This is a genomic window from Micromonospora sp. NPDC018662, assembly GCF_044391475.1.
Taxonomy (GTDB): domain Bacteria; phylum Actinomycetota; class Actinomycetes; order Mycobacteriales; family Micromonosporaceae; genus Micromonospora.
On the sequence record NZ_JBISAC010000001.1, the window covers coordinates 1 to 14,766 of the forward strand.

13 protein-coding genes, 2 tRNA genes and 1 pseudogene are annotated in these 14,766 nt (G+C 72.7%); 4 read left to right on the plus strand and 12 right to left on the minus strand.

The genetic code is table 11. From position 1 onward, the window contains the following. From ACH495_RS00005 to ACH495_RS00040, 8 genes and pseudogenes are all read right to left on the minus strand, one after another. Positions 1-1,163: pseudogene (locus tag ACH495_RS00005) on the minus strand (hypothetical protein); the annotation flags it as partial. Positions 1,164-1,763: 600 nt separating this feature from the next. Continuing rightward, on the minus strand, positions 1,764-2,978 hold the full coding sequence (locus ACH495_RS00010) for an RNA polymerase sigma factor (protein ID WP_396856473.1): 1,215 nt from the start codon (positions 2,976-2,978) through the stop codon (positions 1,764-1,766). A 70-nt stretch (positions 2,979-3,048) separates the two neighbouring features. Continuing rightward, positions 3,049-3,405, minus strand: a complete 357-nt coding sequence (locus tag ACH495_RS00015; RefSeq protein WP_396855569.1) for a YciI family protein — start codon at positions 3,403-3,405, stop codon at positions 3,049-3,051. 97 nt (positions 3,406-3,502) lie between these two features. After that, the gene (locus tag ACH495_RS00020) at positions 3,503-3,661 is read right to left on the minus strand and encodes a hypothetical protein (RefSeq protein WP_396855570.1); all 159 of its coding nucleotides are present in this window, start codon (positions 3,659-3,661) and stop codon (positions 3,503-3,505) included. Positions 3,662-3,665: 4 nt separating this feature from the next. Next, the gene (locus ACH495_RS00025; protein ID WP_396855571.1) at positions 3,666-4,025 is read right to left on the minus strand and encodes a YciI family protein; all 360 of its coding nucleotides are present in this window, start codon (positions 4,023-4,025) and stop codon (positions 3,666-3,668) included. Positions 4,026-4,124: 99 nt separating this feature from the next. Further along, on the minus strand, positions 4,125-4,283 hold the full coding sequence (locus ACH495_RS00030; protein ID WP_396855572.1) for a hypothetical protein: 159 nt from the start codon (positions 4,281-4,283) through the stop codon (positions 4,125-4,127). Between the two features lie 234 nt (positions 4,284-4,517). After that, a tRNA-Arg gene (locus ACH495_RS00035) sits at positions 4,518-4,590 on the minus strand. Between the two features lie 36 nt (positions 4,591-4,626). Continuing rightward, positions 4,627-4,717 (minus strand) — tRNA-Ser (locus ACH495_RS00040). 134 nt (positions 4,718-4,851) lie between these two features. Here ACH495_RS00040 and ACH495_RS00045 point away from each other — a divergent pair. After that, the gene (locus tag ACH495_RS00045) at positions 4,852-6,537 is read left to right on the plus strand and encodes a hypothetical protein (RefSeq protein ID WP_396855573.1); all 1,686 of its coding nucleotides are present in this window, start codon (positions 4,852-4,854) and stop codon (positions 6,535-6,537) included. Here the strand turns inward: ACH495_RS00045 and ACH495_RS00050 are convergent. Further along, positions 6,498-7,271: a CPBP family intramembrane glutamic endopeptidase gene (locus ACH495_RS00050; RefSeq protein ID WP_396855574.1), complete on the minus strand. Its 774-nt coding sequence runs from the start codon at positions 7,269-7,271 to the stop codon at positions 6,498-6,500. The two genes, ACH495_RS00045 and ACH495_RS00050, sit on opposite strands and share 40 nt — an antisense overlap. A 122-nt stretch (positions 7,272-7,393) precedes the next feature. Here ACH495_RS00050 and ACH495_RS00055 point away from each other — a divergent pair, with 122 nt between their 5' ends. After that, the gene (locus ACH495_RS00055) at positions 7,394-8,515 is read left to right on the plus strand and encodes a globin domain-containing protein (RefSeq protein WP_396855575.1); all 1,122 of its coding nucleotides are present in this window, start codon (positions 7,394-7,396) and stop codon (positions 8,513-8,515) included. Positions 8,516-8,770: 255 nt separating this feature from the next. Here ACH495_RS00055 and ACH495_RS00060 read toward each other — a convergent pair whose 3' ends face one another. Further along, positions 8,771-10,303: a peptide deformylase gene (locus ACH495_RS00060; protein ID WP_396856474.1), complete on the minus strand. Its 1,533-nt coding sequence runs from the start codon at positions 10,301-10,303 to the stop codon at positions 8,771-8,773. Positions 10,304-10,620: 317 nt separating this feature from the next. On the opposite strand from ACH495_RS00060, the gene ACH495_RS00065 reads away from it, so the two are divergent. Beyond that, the gene (locus ACH495_RS00065) at positions 10,621-11,397 is read left to right on the plus strand and encodes a hypothetical protein (protein WP_396856475.1); all 777 of its coding nucleotides are present in this window, start codon (positions 10,621-10,623) and stop codon (positions 11,395-11,397) included. 7 nt (positions 11,398-11,404) lie between these two features. Here the strand turns inward: ACH495_RS00065 and ACH495_RS00070 are convergent, their stop codons facing one another. Next, the gene (locus ACH495_RS00070) at positions 11,405-13,174 is read right to left on the minus strand and encodes a hypothetical protein (protein WP_396855576.1); all 1,770 of its coding nucleotides are present in this window, start codon (positions 13,172-13,174) and stop codon (positions 11,405-11,407) included. A 208-nt stretch (positions 13,175-13,382) separates the two neighbouring features. Here ACH495_RS00070 and ACH495_RS00075 point away from each other — a divergent pair, with 208 nt between their 5' ends. Beyond that, a complete protein-coding gene (locus tag ACH495_RS00075) occupies positions 13,383-14,087 on the plus strand; it encodes a class I SAM-dependent methyltransferase (protein ID WP_396855577.1) in 705 nt (234 codons plus the stop codon). 83 nt (positions 14,088-14,170) lie between these two features. Here ACH495_RS00075 and ACH495_RS00080 read toward each other — a convergent pair whose 3' ends face one another. Beyond that, complete coding sequence (locus ACH495_RS00080) at positions 14,171-14,704, minus strand: YbhB/YbcL family Raf kinase inhibitor-like protein (RefSeq protein ID WP_396855578.1); 534 nt, start codon at positions 14,702-14,704, stop codon at positions 14,171-14,173. Positions 14,705-14,766: the final 62 nt, after the last annotated feature.

Sequence of the window (14,766 nt, forward strand, 5' to 3'; positions counted from 1 at the left end):
TCGAAACTGCCGAAGTAGAAGGGGAAGTGCGTACCCCAGTCGTTGCCCTCGGGGTAGTAGATCTCCGCCGAGTTCGGGCGGTAGATCGGGCTGGTGCCTCCGCTCGGCAACGGGAACGGCTTGTCGACCAGCGCACCGTACGTCCGGGTGATGTTGTGCAGCGCCGCCCTGGGCGCGGCCCGGTTGGCGAGCCCGTGGACGAAGCCCTGGTAGAGGCTCTGATCGAACGAGACCATGTACAGCGGATGCAGCCGTGAGTGATTCTGCAACGTCCCGTCGTCGGCGATGTTCGTGCCCTGTAGCCAGGACGACAGCCGAATCCCGTTGATCGTGGCGGTGCCGGTGAGATCCGCCGGACAGGCCGCCGCAGCCAGCAGGAGCTCGACGTTGCGGCGGGCCCAGCGAGCCACGTTGGCATGGCCGGGCAGCATCACCGCGGCCAGGGAGAGCGCGGCGGCGCTCCAGCTGTCCTCTTCGGCCTTGCTGTCGCCGGCCGTGACGACGGTGCCGTCACGGCGGGTCATGTAGAGCTGGTCACCGGCGGTACCCACGAGGTGGACCGCGTTGCCGGTGGCGAGCCGGTCGGCCTCCCAGGCGAGCATTGCCGCCAGATGTCCGTGCGTGACAGCGTCGAGATGGTCGGTGAAGAGCCGCCCGGCGAGCGCAGTGTAGTACGCCCAGAGCGCGCTCTGCCACGTTCCGCCCCAGCGGGTGGCGCTGTTCGTGTTGGTGGCCCGATGCCGGGCCGCGAGGGTACGGATCAGGTTGCGGGTGCGGACGGTGGCGTTTGGGACCGACAGGGCGCGAGGGTCGTAGGTGCCCGTGACCAGAGCCGCCGCGGCGGCGACGGCGGCCATCGCGGGCAGCCGGACAGCTCGCTCGTCGGTGCCCTGGAGATCGAGGTAACCGTCCGGCAGGTAATAGGTGTAGGTGGTCGCGTACCACGGCCCGATCAGGTAGCGGGAACTCCCCGCGAGAATCGGCGTCAACCGCTGGCCGGCAGCGTCGGCGTTGGGATACGACCCCAGTTTCCGCCAGTCGATCGGTACGACAGGGGTGGCGGCAGCCTGAGCGCGTCCCGGGGTCCCGAGCAGTGTGGCGGCACCGCTCGCACCCGCGGCACCCAGCAGTTGGCGGCGGCTGAGTCTGCCTGTACGGCTCATACGGGCGCTCCTTCAACTTATGCGTCGGGCACCTCGCAACTGGCGGCGACCATCCGCGGGGACGCGCGAACTCCAACGCCAGGCCGGTCGCCTGCCGGGGCGGTGCGGCTTACCGAACTAACGGTTAAGAAAACTTACAGATGATCCTCATGTCAATAGGTAGACGAAGTCCGCGTACGCATGCCTCCAACTTGGTCAAACGGCGAACCGCGATGAGTGGAGCGCGCGCATCAGTCGAGGACTCGTCCGGATCTCCACCATCACCCGCCCAGACGGCTGTGCCGGCGGAAGCCACCTCGCGTCCACGTCCACACATCAGGAGGCCGTTACTCATTGTTGTGGCGAAAGAACAGAAGACATCTCGCCGACAGGAGCACCCAACGGAGCATCATGCGTTCACAGAGTGAACGGTCACGCCACATCATGGGACACAAACAAGGCCGTGACCCGCGTTTCCGCTGGTCACGGCCTTGATCGTGAAGTGCGCCCGAAGGGACCCGCTGCTGGCTGGTTTCGTCGAACCCCAGCGCATCACGGATCGGCCCCAACGCGGCGGGCAGGGGCCCGCGTTGCACCCGGACTGCGTCCGGCGGAGGACGGTCACCGGTTCGGCGCCTGGGTCGCCGCGCCCGGGTCGAGGTCGTTGATCCGGCGCTGGAGGAAGTCGCGCTCGGCCCCGTTGGCGGTCAGGTCGAGCGCCGCGCGGTAGGCGGCGGACGCCTCGCCGCCCCGGCCGAGACGTCGCAGCAGGTCGGCCCGGACGGCGTGCACGTACGGGTAAGAGCGCAACCGGGGGTCGCCGGCGAGCCGCTCGACGATCGCCAGCGCCGCCGCCGGCCCGTCGGCGAACGCCAGCGCGGCGGCGCGGTTGAGTTCGACGACGGGTGACGGCTCGACCGCCAGCAGCAGGTCGTAGAGGTGCACGACGCGGGCCCAGTCGGTGGCTGCGAACGTCGGCGCGACGGCGTGGGCCCCGGCGATCGCGGCCTGCAGGGCGAACCGTCCGGGGTGCGGGGCCTGCAGGGACTCGACGGTCCAGCGCAGCCCCTCGACGATCATGACGTGGTCCCACTGCTGCCGGTCCTGGTGCTCGAGCAGCACGAGTCGGCCCTGCGCGTCGAGCCGCGCGACCCGGCGCGCGTGCGTGAGCAGCAGCAGCCCGAGCAGCCCGCAGGTCTCGCGCGTGGCGGGCAGCAGCTGCACGAGCGTGCGGGCCAGGTCGAGGGCGCGCTCGCAGAGGTCGTCGCGCACGAGCTGCTCGCCGGTCGGGGCGGTGTGGCCGGTGCTGAAGAGCAGGTGCACGGTCGTGAGCACGCTGTCGAGCCGTTTGGGCAGCTCGGCGGCCGTCGGGGTGCGGTAGGGGATCCGCGCCTGGGTGATCTTCTTCTTCGCCCGGGTGATCCGCGCCGCCATCGTCGGCTCCGGCACGAGGAACGCCCGGGCGACGTCGGGCGTTGCGACACCGCAGACCAGCCGCAGGGTGAGGGCGACCCGCGTGGCCGGGTCGAGCGCCGGGTGGCAGCAGGTGAAGAGCAGGCGGAGCCGGTCGTCGGGCACCGCCTCGTCGTTGCCGGCCATGGTGTGCTCCTCGGGTGCCTCGACGGGTTCGACGAGCAGCGGCAGTTTGCGGCGCAGGGTGACCTCGCGGCGAAGCCGGTCGACGGCGCGCCGCCGGGCCGTCGACGTGAGCCACGCCCCCGGGCGGTCGGGCACCCCGGTGCGCCCCCACGACTCGAGGGCGTCGACGTAGGCCTCCTGCGCGCACTCCTCCGCGACGTCGAGGTCACCGGCGACGCGCACCGTCGCGGCGAGCACGAAGGCCCACTCGCGCCGATGCGCGTCCGCCAGTGCCTCGGCGACCGCACCGGGCGTCGTGGTCACGCGGTCAGCGACCGCTGGCGGTCGAGACGTCCAGGACCGGCCGGATCTCGACCCCGCCGAACTGGGCGGGCGTGAGCTTGGCGATCTCGATGGCGTGGTCGAGGTCGCGCGCCTCGACGATGTAGAAGCCGCCGAACGCCTCCTTGGCCTCGACGAACGGCCCGTCGGTGACCTCACCGGACCGGATCGACGTGGCCGTTGTCGTGGCCTGCAGGACGCCGCCGCCGACGATCGTGCCGCCGAGGTCGCCGACGGCCTTGGCGAACGCGCTGTGCGCGTCGACGACCGACTGCCAGCCCTCGGGCGTCATGGTGGCGTAGTCGGCCTCGCGCTCGTAAATGGAGATCATGTACTGCGTCATGTCGGGCTCCTGTCGAGGGTGCGGGCCGGTCCCTCCGGCCCTACACCCTTCCGTCGCACAGCCTGACCCCAAATCGACAACGAGGACCCAGAAAACTTCAAACACTCGCCGGTTCGCCTGCAGGGTCACCCCGGCGGACGACGGCCGCGACGTCGAGGTCGCCGGCGACGCGCACCGTCGCGGCGAGCACGAAGGCCCACTCGCGCCGGTGCGCGTCCGCCAGTGCTTCGGCGACCGCACCGAGCATGGCGGTCACGCGGTCAGCGACCGTCGGCGTCCGTCGGGGCCTCCAGGACCGGCCGGACCTCGACGCCGCCCAACGGGGCAGGCGTGAGCTTGGCGATCTCGAGGGCGTGGTCGAGGTCGCGCGCCTCGACCACGTAGTACCCGGCGAGCGCCTCCTTGGACTCGAAGAACGGCCCGTGGGTGACCTTGCCGGACCGGATCGACTTGGCGGTGTTCGTCTGCTGCACTGCCTCGCCGCCCACGATCGTGCCGCCGAGGTCGGGGACGGCCTTGGTGAACGCGTTGTGCGCGTCGACGACCGAGGCCCAGCCCTCGGGCGACATGGTGGCGTAGTCGGCCTCGCGCTCGAAGATGAGGATCAGGTACTTGCTCATGGGGGGAGCTCCTGTCCGGGGTGCGGGCCGGCCTCTCCGGCCCCTGCACCCTCCCGTCGAACAACCCGGACCCACATCGACAACGAGGATCAAAAATCTTCAGACGCTCGCCTGGTTGCCTGCCGGGTCACCACGGCGGACGGCGGCCAGCAGCATCTGGGCGACGTCGACGACCTCCACACCCTCGCCCGCCGACCCGTCCGCCTGCTTGGACGTCAGGCTGTCCCCGAACAGAACACGGCAGAACAGGCCGGCCACACCGCGGCCCCACAACCGGCACCCCGACGCCGACCAAACCGAAAACAGGTGCTCCGACTCCACCGAAGCGCAAGCCGGCCGTGAAGCCGCAGGTCACGTCCCGACGAATCAGCGAAAAGGTCGCCTCCGGGCCTGCACCCACATCGCACCCACGTGACACCCACCATCCACACCGACCGGACAGCAAAAAGGGCCTGACCCGCGTCTCCGCAGATCAGACCCTTCATGATCTTGTGCGCCCGAAGGGACTCGAACCCCTAACCTTCTGATCCGTAGTCAGATGCTCTATCCATTGAGCTACGGGCGCCCGGTGCTCGGCCAGTCTACACAACCGGCTTTCGCGCGGAGACTCCGGGATTCGAACCCGGGAGGGGCTTTAAGACCCCAACCGCATTAGCAGTGCGGCGCCATAGACCAGACTAGGCGAAGTCTCCTCGGTGCCCCGAAGGTCACCGCGCCCGAGAATACAGGTCCGCACCCGCCGGGGGCAAAGCGGATACCGGCACCCCGCCGAACCGCCGCGTCGTCGCCGTGTGCCAGGTCACGTCCACGACTACGCTCCATCGATATGCAGGAGCAGCCGCCGAGCGATCCGCCCCATCGCGAGCCCACCGCCAAGGCCCGGCGGAGCCGCTCCCCCCGCCCGACCTTCAGCCCCCCGCCGACCCCCGAGCCGCCGCCGACGGACGTGACGGGCGACACGCCGCCACGCAGGCGAGCGCGCGGGGCCGCACCCACCGTGCTCTTCCAGCCGCCGACGCCGGCCGCCGACGTCCCGCCGGCCCCTCGCCCGAGACCGGCCGCCGAGCCGTCCCCGACCGATCCCGGCCCGCCGGCCGCCGCACCGGAACCGACCGATCCGGGTACGCCGGCCGAGCCGACGCCACCTACCGCGTCGGAGACGGCCGAGCCGACGCCGGACGAGACTCCACCCGCCGCACCGGCCCCCGCGAGCGCGGCAGCTCCGCAGCGGGCGCGCCGGGCCCCCGCCGCGAAGAAGGCCGCGCCGAAGACGCCCGCCACCACGCGCAAGACCGCCATCGCGCCGGAGTTCACGGCACCGGACCGGACGGATCCGTCCCCGACGGAGGCTTCCGAGGTAGCGGTGGAAGAGGCCGGGCCCGCGCCTCGGCCGGTGCGGGCCCGCCGGAGCACGAAGACCGCCCCGGCGGCGAAGACCAGCCCCGCGAAGCGCGCCGCCAAGCAGTCGCCCGCCGAGCCCCGGCCCGACGCGGCGGCCGGGGACGAGCCGATGACCCGACCCGCCCCCGCTCGGAAACGCACCGGCGCCACTGTCGAACGACCGGCCGCACTGATCGTGGGCCCGGACGTTCCCGGCCCAGACCCGGACCGGCCCGAGGGGACCGAGCGAAAGCAGGCCGAGCCTGAGCCGGCCGCACCCGAGCCGGCCGAGCCCGAGCAGCACAAGCCCGAGCCGACCGCACCCGAGCCGACCGGACACGAGCCGGCCGCACCCGAGCAGCACGCGCGGGCCGAGCGGAAGCGGAGCGATCCGGAGGCGGCCGGAGCAGCGGTCGCGACGGATGCGCGTACCCCGGTGGAAGGGTGGCGGGCGGTGGGGCCGCGCCTGCGCGACCACCCCGGGTTCGCGCCGGAGCTGCTGGCCCTGGCCGCGGTGGACGCGCTCGGGCCGCGGGCCCGGGGTTGGGTGGAGCAGGTCCGGCGGGCCTACCCGGCGGCGGACGCGGACGGGGTGGCCCGGCTGGCGACCCGCCGGTTCGTCCGGATGGCCGGTACGGGTGGCGCGCTCGCGGCGGGAGCCGGGGTGTTCGCGCCCGCTGCGGAGCTGGCCGTGGTGCTCTGGACGCAGGCGAACCTGGTGCTGCACCTGGCGGCCGCGTACGGACGGGATCCGGCGCATCCGGACCGGGCGGCCGAGTTGCTGGTGCTGACGTCGGTGCACCCGGACGACGGCACCGCGCGGGCGGCGCTGGCCGCGGCCCGGGCGGCAGACGTCCCGACGGACGGGCCGTGGGGCCGGACGGCCGAGGCGGCGTGGCGGCTGGCCACGCCGGTGGCGGCGCAGGCCGGCGGCTGGCTCGGGCTACGGCTGGCGGCGCGGTTGCTGCCGGGCGCGGCGGTGCTGGCGGCGGTGACCGGCGGCACGGCGGCAGCCGAGCGGGTCGCCGCCCGGGCGGTCGCGCACTACCGGACGCGAACGCCGAGCCGAGGGACGAGCGCCGACACGCGGGCTCAGAGCCAGCCGAACCAGGACTTCGGCAGCAGCGCGTAGCCGACGAAGGCGACCACGTCGAGCAGCGTGTGCGCGACGATCAGCGGGGCCACCCGGCGGGTGCGCAGATAGAACAGCCCGAAGATCACGCCCATCACCGCGTTGCCGACGAACGCGCCGAAGCCCTGGTAGAGGTGGTAGGAGCCGCGCAGCACGGCGCTGGTGGCGAGCACCGCGCCGACCCGCCAGTTGAGCTGCCGCAGCCGGGTGATCAGGTAGCCGACCACGATCACCTCCTCCAGCACGGCGTTCTGCACGGCGGCGAGGATCAGCACCGGCACCGCCCACCACAGGTCCGGCAGCGCGGCGGGGACCAGCGTGGCGTTCACGCCGAGTTGGGCCGCCACCCAGAACAGCGCCAGCCCGGGCAGGCCGATGAGCGCGGCCAGGCCCGCGCCCCGGACCAGGTCCGCGCCGGGCCGGGTCAGGTCCACGCCGAGCGTCCGCGTCGGGTCGCCGGGGTCCCGCGCCAGCAGGTGTACGGCGAGCAGCACCGGCAGCAGCGCGAAGACGATCCCGAGCAGTTGGTACGTGAGGTCGAGGTATGGCCGGGCCGACGTGGACGTGTTCAGCGCGGCGGTCTGCTTCGACAACCCGCCCGACGCGGTGAGCTTCGCGATCAGGGAGACCAGCGCGTACACGGCCGACTGGCCGAGGGAGAGACCGAGCACGAGCAGCGTCTCGGTGCCCAGCACCCGGCGGGAGACCGGCCGGGCCGACTCGTCAACCGTCACCGGACCATGAAACCACTTCGGCGGGCAGATGAGCCGATCGCACATTGTGTGCGACCGCCGCACACGCTCCGTGGACATTCTATCCGGGCCGATCCGCCCGTACGGAGAAGGAGCGTGCCCCTGTGGAGAACGTCGCGCGGCTGTTGAAGGAGAGCTGGGCCCTGGTCGAGGAGCACGGGGAGCGGCTCTGCGGCCACTTCTACGCCCGGATGTTCCTGCTCGACCCGGAGCTGCGGGCGCTCTTCCCGGTGCAGATGAGCGGGCAGCGCGACCGACTGCTGGAGGCGATCGTCACGGCCGCCCAGACGGCGGACGACCCGGAGGCGTTCGACGACTATCTGCGCGGGCTGGGCCGGGACCACCGGAAGTACCACGTCACGGCGGACCACTACGCGACGCTGGGCGTCGCGCTGCTGGACGGCCTGCGCACCGTCGCCGGGGACGGCTGGAGCCTGGAGTACGACCAGGCGTGGCGGGACGCATACGCGAGCATCAGTGAGCGGATGCTCGCCGGCGCGGAGGCCGACGGGAACCCGCCGTTCTGGCACGCCGAGGTGCTGACCCACGAACGGCACGGTCCGGACACCGCGGTGCTGACCGTGCGGGCGCTCCAACACACGTTGCCCTGGCGGGCCGGCCAGTACGTCAGCGTGGAGGTGCCCCGCCACCTCCCGCGGACGTGGCGGACGTACTCGGTGGCGAACGCCCCGAACGAGGAGAACGTGCTGGAGTTCCACGTCCGTACGCCGGCCGGGGCCGCCGGTTGGGTGTCCGGTGCGCTGGTCCGCCGCACCAAGCCGGGTGACCTGCTGCGGCTGGCCGCCCCGATGGGCTCGATGACGCTGGACCCGGAGTCCACCCGGGACGTCCTCTGCGTGGCCGGCGGGGTGGGACTGGCCCCGATCAAGGCGCTGGTGGAGGAGCTGACCCGGGTCAACCGCACCCGCTGGGTGCACGTCTTCTACGGCGCCGGCCACCCGGACGAGCTGTACGGGCTGCCCGGCCTCCAGGAGCTGGTGTCGGCGTACCCCTGGCTGTCGGTGACGCCGGCATGCAGCGCGGCCCCGGACTTCGCCGGCGAACTCGGCGACGTCTCCGAGGTGGTCACCCGGTACGGGCCCTGGACCACGCACGACTGCTACGTCTCCGGCTCGGCCGCCATGGTCCGGGCGACCCTGCGGGCGCTCGCCGCCGACGACGTCCCGCCGGACCACATCCGCTACGACACGTTCGGCACCCTCTAGAGCCCTACTCCCCCCCAAGCCGGGGGGGGGGGCCCCCCCCCCCCCCGGGCCCCCCCCCCCCCCCCCCCCCCCCGCGGCCTGGGGGGGGGGCGCGCCCCACAAGCCGGTGGGGCCGCCGGCCCCCCCCCCCCCCCCCCCCCCCCCCCCCCCCCCGCGGGGGGCGCCCCCCCCCCCCCCGGGCCCCCCCCCCCCCGGCCCCCCGTCTTCCGGTGCGCGGGCCGGGCCGGCAACCGGCCCGCGTGCCGGAGCCGGTCGTCAGTAACGCCAGGGGGTGCCGGTCTCGCGGTATTCCTCCACCGGCACCAGCGGCACGCCGGGCGCCATCCGGTCGACGTAGAGCCGCCCCTCCAGGTGGTCGATCTCGTGCGCGACCAGGCGTGCCATCGCGTACTCGAAGGACGTGATGACGCGGCTGCCGTCCCACTGGGCGTGTTCCACGTCGATCCGCAGCGGCCGGGGCACCAGGCCGCGGTGGTCGAAGAAGGAGAGGCAGCCCTCGTACTGTTCGTCGGTCTCGACGGCGGCGTCCACCACCCGGGGGTTGAGCAGCACGACCGGCTCGGCCGCCCGGTCGGCGGGGCGGACCAGCGCGGCGGCCCAGCCGATCCCGAGTTGCGGCGCGGCCAGGCCGACGCCCTTGCTGAACGGGTGCAGCTCGTCGAGGCGGGCCAGCATCCCGGCGAGCCGGTCGACCACCTGCCGGGCGTGCCGTTCCTCGGCCGGCAGGTCGAACTGGCGGGCGGGTTGCCGGAGCAGGTCGTCGCCGCGTTGCACGATGCCGACCGCGCGCATCCGGTCGCTGGCGCGCACCCGGGTCTCCCCGGCGGGTGCGCTGTCCGGCTCGGCGTCCGGCGCGGGGCTGCGGAACCGCCACTGCATCCGGTAGCGGGCGTTGAGCGGCGGGTCGTCGGTCCCCCACTCGTAGATCACCCGGTCGGCGTCGCGGGTGTGCTGGATCGGGGTACGCAGCGGGCCCTCCTCCGCCGACAGCGAGGTCTCCGCACCCCACACCTTGGGGTCGAGGTCCGCCGGCAGGTCGAGGCGCACCGCGAGGTGCCGGGTGGGCAGGCGTACGGCGCGCTGGAACCAGGGGCCCCACTTGTCCCGTCCGACGCGGTAGGCGTACTCGATGGTGACCCGGTCGCCCGGGTAGAGCGGGAAGCGCCCCTCGTCGTTCTCGAAGAGCAGCCAGATCTCCTTGAACGCGTCCCGGTCGTGCTTGGCCCGCCAGTGCATCGGCTCGCGCCCGCTGCCGTCGTCCCGGTAGGCGGTGAGTTGCAGCTCGGCGAAGGTCAGCGGGTGCTCGCGGTGGTGCCGGTTGGAGCGGCCCGGGTCGTTCGGGTAGCGGTCGACGGCGACCCGGACCAGGTAGCGGGTGACCGGCTCGGTGCCGGCGTTGTACAGCTCCCGCCGGATCGTGCAGTGGTAGCCGTCACCGGTGTGGGTGAGCGTGGCGATCTCGCGTTCGACCACCAGGCCGGTGCCGGGTGGCAGCCACTGGCCGGGGACGGGTGGATCCCGGTGTGTCCCGGTGGCCCGGCTGTGCCGCAGCTCGTCGTACTCCCGGAAACGCTGCCAGATGGCGCCGCTGGCCTCCAGGACGGCCTCGGCCCGGCGGGCGAAGTCCTCGGTGGGTCGGTGCCGGCGCCCTTCGACGTGGCTGACGTAGGACGGGTCGAAGCCCATCAGGGTCGCCAACTGCTTCTTGGACAGCCCTCGGCCGGTGCGGTGCCGGGCGAGCTCGGCCGCGAAGGAGTCGGCGGCACGCTCGATCGGTGAGGTCATCAGCTTCCTCGTACGCGGGAAGACCATTTTCACGTTTCGTGGTCGAACGCGCACGGAAACTGGCTCGTATTCGACAGTCACCTTGACAATTCAACGGCGTACGTCGATGCTTGCGCGACCCGGCCGGCGCTCCCGACGGCGTTTTCCGCCCCCCTCGCCGGGTAGTACGCGACGGCGGCGGAGTGACCGGGACCTCGCTGTGAAGCCCGCGCCACCACTTCCCTCCGCCGGAGGCTGTGGTTAGGCTAGCCTTAGCTTCGGTCGACGGCACGCGCCGGCCGACGGGCTACCAGACAGGGGACGGCCAGGTGACTGCGGTGATGCCGGGGCGCGACGTCGCCACCCCGTTCGCCCCGGTGACCGCGACGCTGCGCGCCATGTTCGGCACCGACGACCTGCCCGGGCTCGCGCCCGGCCTGCTGGTCCGCGACGAGCTGGACCGCTGGGCCCCGGCCACCCGCCTGATCGACGGCACGCTGCTCCCCGAGTTCCTGGCCGCCGCCGGCCGGCGCTGGGGCGGCACCCCGCACGCCTGCGCCGCGCTGGCCTGGAAGTCCTACAGCTACTGGACCGCACTGCCGGCCGTGCTCGGCTGGGCCTCGGCCCGGCGGGTGCCGCTGCTCGACCCCGCCGACGTGCTGGTGCACTTCGAGGACCACCACCAACTGCTCACCCTCGGGCTGCGCGGCTCCACGCCGGTGGCCGTGCTGCCCGGCGACCCGCTGGCGCTGGCCGGCACGCCGGGTGTCCGGGTCGTCGCCGACGAGGCGGCGCTGCTCGGCGCGCTGCGCACGTCGCTGCTCGACGCGCACTTCGCCCCGCTGATCGCCGCCATCCAGGGCGAGGTCCGGATCGGCACCCGTACGCTGCTCGGCTCGGTGGCCTCCGGCATCGCGCACGGCGTGCTGCGCGCGGCGGACGCGCTGCCCGGCCCGAGCGTGGCGGCCGTCGGCACGCTGCTCGACGCGCTCGACCTCGCCGACCTGGTCGAGCTGGTGCCCGGTCCGACCGGCGAGCCGACCGTGCAGCGGCGCACCTGCTGCCTGGCCTTCACGCTGCCCCGACCGAAGGTCTGCCAGGGCTGCTGCGTCCGCTGACCGCCGGTCAGTCGACCAGTGGGCGCACGTCCCACAGCCAGACCCCGCCGACGCGGGTCGGGGTGATCCCGGTCAGCTCGGTCATCGCCCGACGCAACGACTCGGCCGGCGGCAGCCGGGGGTCGAGGATCACCGCCCCGGCCCGCCAGTGACGCAGGTCGTCCACGGCGTCCACCCGGTCCTGCGGGGTGATCGGCGGCACCGCGTCGGTCCGCCGTACCGTCTCGAAGAACGTGCTGGTGGGGCGCGGCGGCGCGGTGAAGAGCGCGACCCGGCCGGCGCCCGGCCGGGTGTCCGGATAGAGGAAGTAGCCCCGGGCCAGCGGCATGTCCAGCCGGGTCTCGGCGGACCAGCGCAGCGGAACCGCGTAGGTGGTGTCGGGCAGCGGGAGCGTGACGATGCTCCGTCCACCCGCCACGTAGGGCCGCCACGCCCCGGAGGTGACGAACGCCGGCGTCGGGTCCAGGCGCGTCGCGGGCAGCGGGGTGGGCAGGATCGGCAGCAGCGCCATGGCGAGCACGGTGCCGGTGGCGAACCGGATCTGCCCCCGGGCCGCCGGGTGCCGCCGCGCCAGGCGTCGCGCCCGGTCGGCGCCGAACGCGAGCAGCACGCCGATGATCGGGGTGAGCGCGAGCGACCAGCGGGTGGGTACCACCGAGTGCAGGACCGGCAGGTCCTCCAGCGCGGCCCACGGCCCGGGAATGCCGGTGTCCCGCCCACCGAACCGGATCTCCCGGCCGAGCGAGAAGAGGCCGAACACCACACCGACCGCGGCCAGCCCGCGCACCACCGCGTCCCGGCGCAGCCACCAGACCAGCGCGGTCACCAGCACCACGAGCGGCCAGCCGAAGAACGCGTTCTCCTCGGTGGCGTTCTTGACCAGCGGCGCGCTGCCCCGGGCGTCGCCGGCCACCGACTCCCGGGACCAGGCGAGATGGGCGGCGAGGTCGGTGGAGTAGCCCCGGATCAGCGTGGAGAGCCCGGAGTACGCGCCGGGCCCGGCGAACTGCACGTGCAGCGGGTACGCGAGCAGCACCCCGGCCACCACGGCGGCCACCCCGAGCCCGGCGGCGAACGGCCGGGCCGCCGCCCGCAGCGCGGGCCGGCCGAGCGCGAGCGCGAGCACCACCACGCCCAGGCCGAGCGCGGTCATCAGCAGGATCTCCAGGTTGAGGAACGCCTGCCAGACGATCACCAGGCCGAGCAGCAGCCCGTTGCGCAGCCAGCGGCCGGGCTGCGCCAGCCGGAGCGTCCGCCAGACGATCAGCGGCACCACGAACTGGCTGACGATGTTGGGGTGGGCGTTGGCGTGCGACACCATGGCCGGCGCGAACGCGCAGAAGCCGGCGCCCAGCCAGGCCGGCCCTCGGGCGCCGACGACCACGCGGGAGAGCAGGAAGTACCAGGCGACGCCGGTGGCGGCGAGGCCGAGCGTGAGGAAAATGAGGAAGGACCAGCGCGGCCCGAACCATACCGTTATCGGTGACAACGGCAGCGAAATGGATAATACGGACGTATTTGCCATGAGATTGACGACGTCCGGCACATTCATCCGGTCCGAGGTGAATGGATAGGCGAAATCGGTCACCACGCGCGCACCGTGCGCCATCATCCACTCGAATTGCGCCTGGTCGGTGCGATTGTCGCGCACCCCGTTCGCCGGGTCGACCCAGAGCCGGGCGGTCACCCAGCACGCCAGCAGCACGAAGCTGAGCACGGCGAGGGCGTCTGTCCACCGCCCCCGCCGCGGGTCCGCGTCCGGTTGTGGAGTAGTCATGGCATTTCAGAGCGTAGTCATTGTATGACGGGCCCGTGACATATTTCTGGGACTCGCGTACTATGTGCCGAGTTCGCCGACCGCCGATCACGCGCCCCACCCGACCGCAATTCGGCCCGCGCGGTGCCCCCGATTTTCCCGCCGGCCATCCAGATGGTTGACTCTGACGGTCCAGGCGCGGGTCAGTCATATCGTGAGGAATCGACGCATGGCAGAAATCACTGGGGATCAGCGCGTCCAGGCGGAGGTGCTCGAGGGCCTGGCCACGGCGGTCAACCACCGGCGGTGGTTCGTCGAACTGGCCGTGCCCTACCTCGGTGACAACCCCATCGAGATCGGCAGCGGTCTCGGCGACTACGCCCTCGAGTGGGCCGAGCACATCCCCCGCATCACGGCCACCGAGGCCGACCCGGACCGGCTGGTCAAGCTCAAGGAACGGCTGTCCGAGCACCCCGGCGTCGAGGTCCGGCAGATGCTGCTGCCACACACCGAGCGGGGCGACTACAGCGCCGCCGTGTCGTACAACGTGCTGGAGCACATCGACGACCACGTGGGCGCGCTGCGCAGCATGCGCGACCTGGTCCGGCCCGGCGGCGCGGTGATCATCATCGTGCCGGCGTTCCAGTTCGCCATGGGCCCCGCCGACATCGCGACCGGCCACGTGCGCCGCTACACCAAGAAGACGCTCGCCACGGCGATGACCGACGCCGGCCTCACCGTGGAGAAGATCCACTACGCGAACGCGCTCGGCCTGATCGGCTACTTCATGGCCACCAAGGTCTTCCGGCTGATGCCGAAGGAGGGCCCGATGGTGAAGGTCTACGACACCCTGGTGCTGCCCGCCACCAAGGCCGCCGAGCAGCGCATCCGCCCCCCGTTCGGCCAGTCCGTCTTCGCGGTGGCCCGGGTGTAAGGCGGGGCCCCCGCTTAACGCTTTCGGTAGAGGCGGGGCCCCTTCTTAACACCAACTGTTAAGAAGGGGCCCCGCCTTACACCTCAGTCCTTGACCTGGTACGTGGGACGGATCACCGCGCGGGCCAGGGTGTGGAACGCGAGGTTGAAGCCGACGAAGGCCGGGCTCGCCTCCTTGCCCACCTCCAGGCGCTCCACGTCGACCGCGTGCACCGCGAAGACGTACCGGTGCGGGCGGTCCCCCGGCGGCGGCGCGGCGCCGCCGTAACCGGTGTCGCCGTAGTCGTTGCGGATGCTGAACGCGCCGCCGAGATCGGCCTCCCGCACCGCCGTGGGCAGCTCGGTCACGGACGCCGGCACGTCCACCAGGACCCAGTGCCAGAAGCCGCTGCCGGTCGGTGCGTCCGGGTCGAAGCAGGTCACCACGAAGCTCTTCGTCTCCGCCGGGAAGCCCGACCAGGACAGGTGCGGCGAGACGTTCCCACCACCGGCGCTGCCGTGCGCGTACCGCGCGTCCATCGGCTCGCCGTTGTGCACGTCGTCGCTGGTCAGGTCGAACGACGGCACGGTCGGCAGCAGCTCGTACGGGTCCGGGGCGATCGGTCGTTCCAGGGTCATCGAAACGGGTCCTTCCGGGTACACGGATGTTCTGCGCCCCTTCATACCCCGCTGTGGTGCTG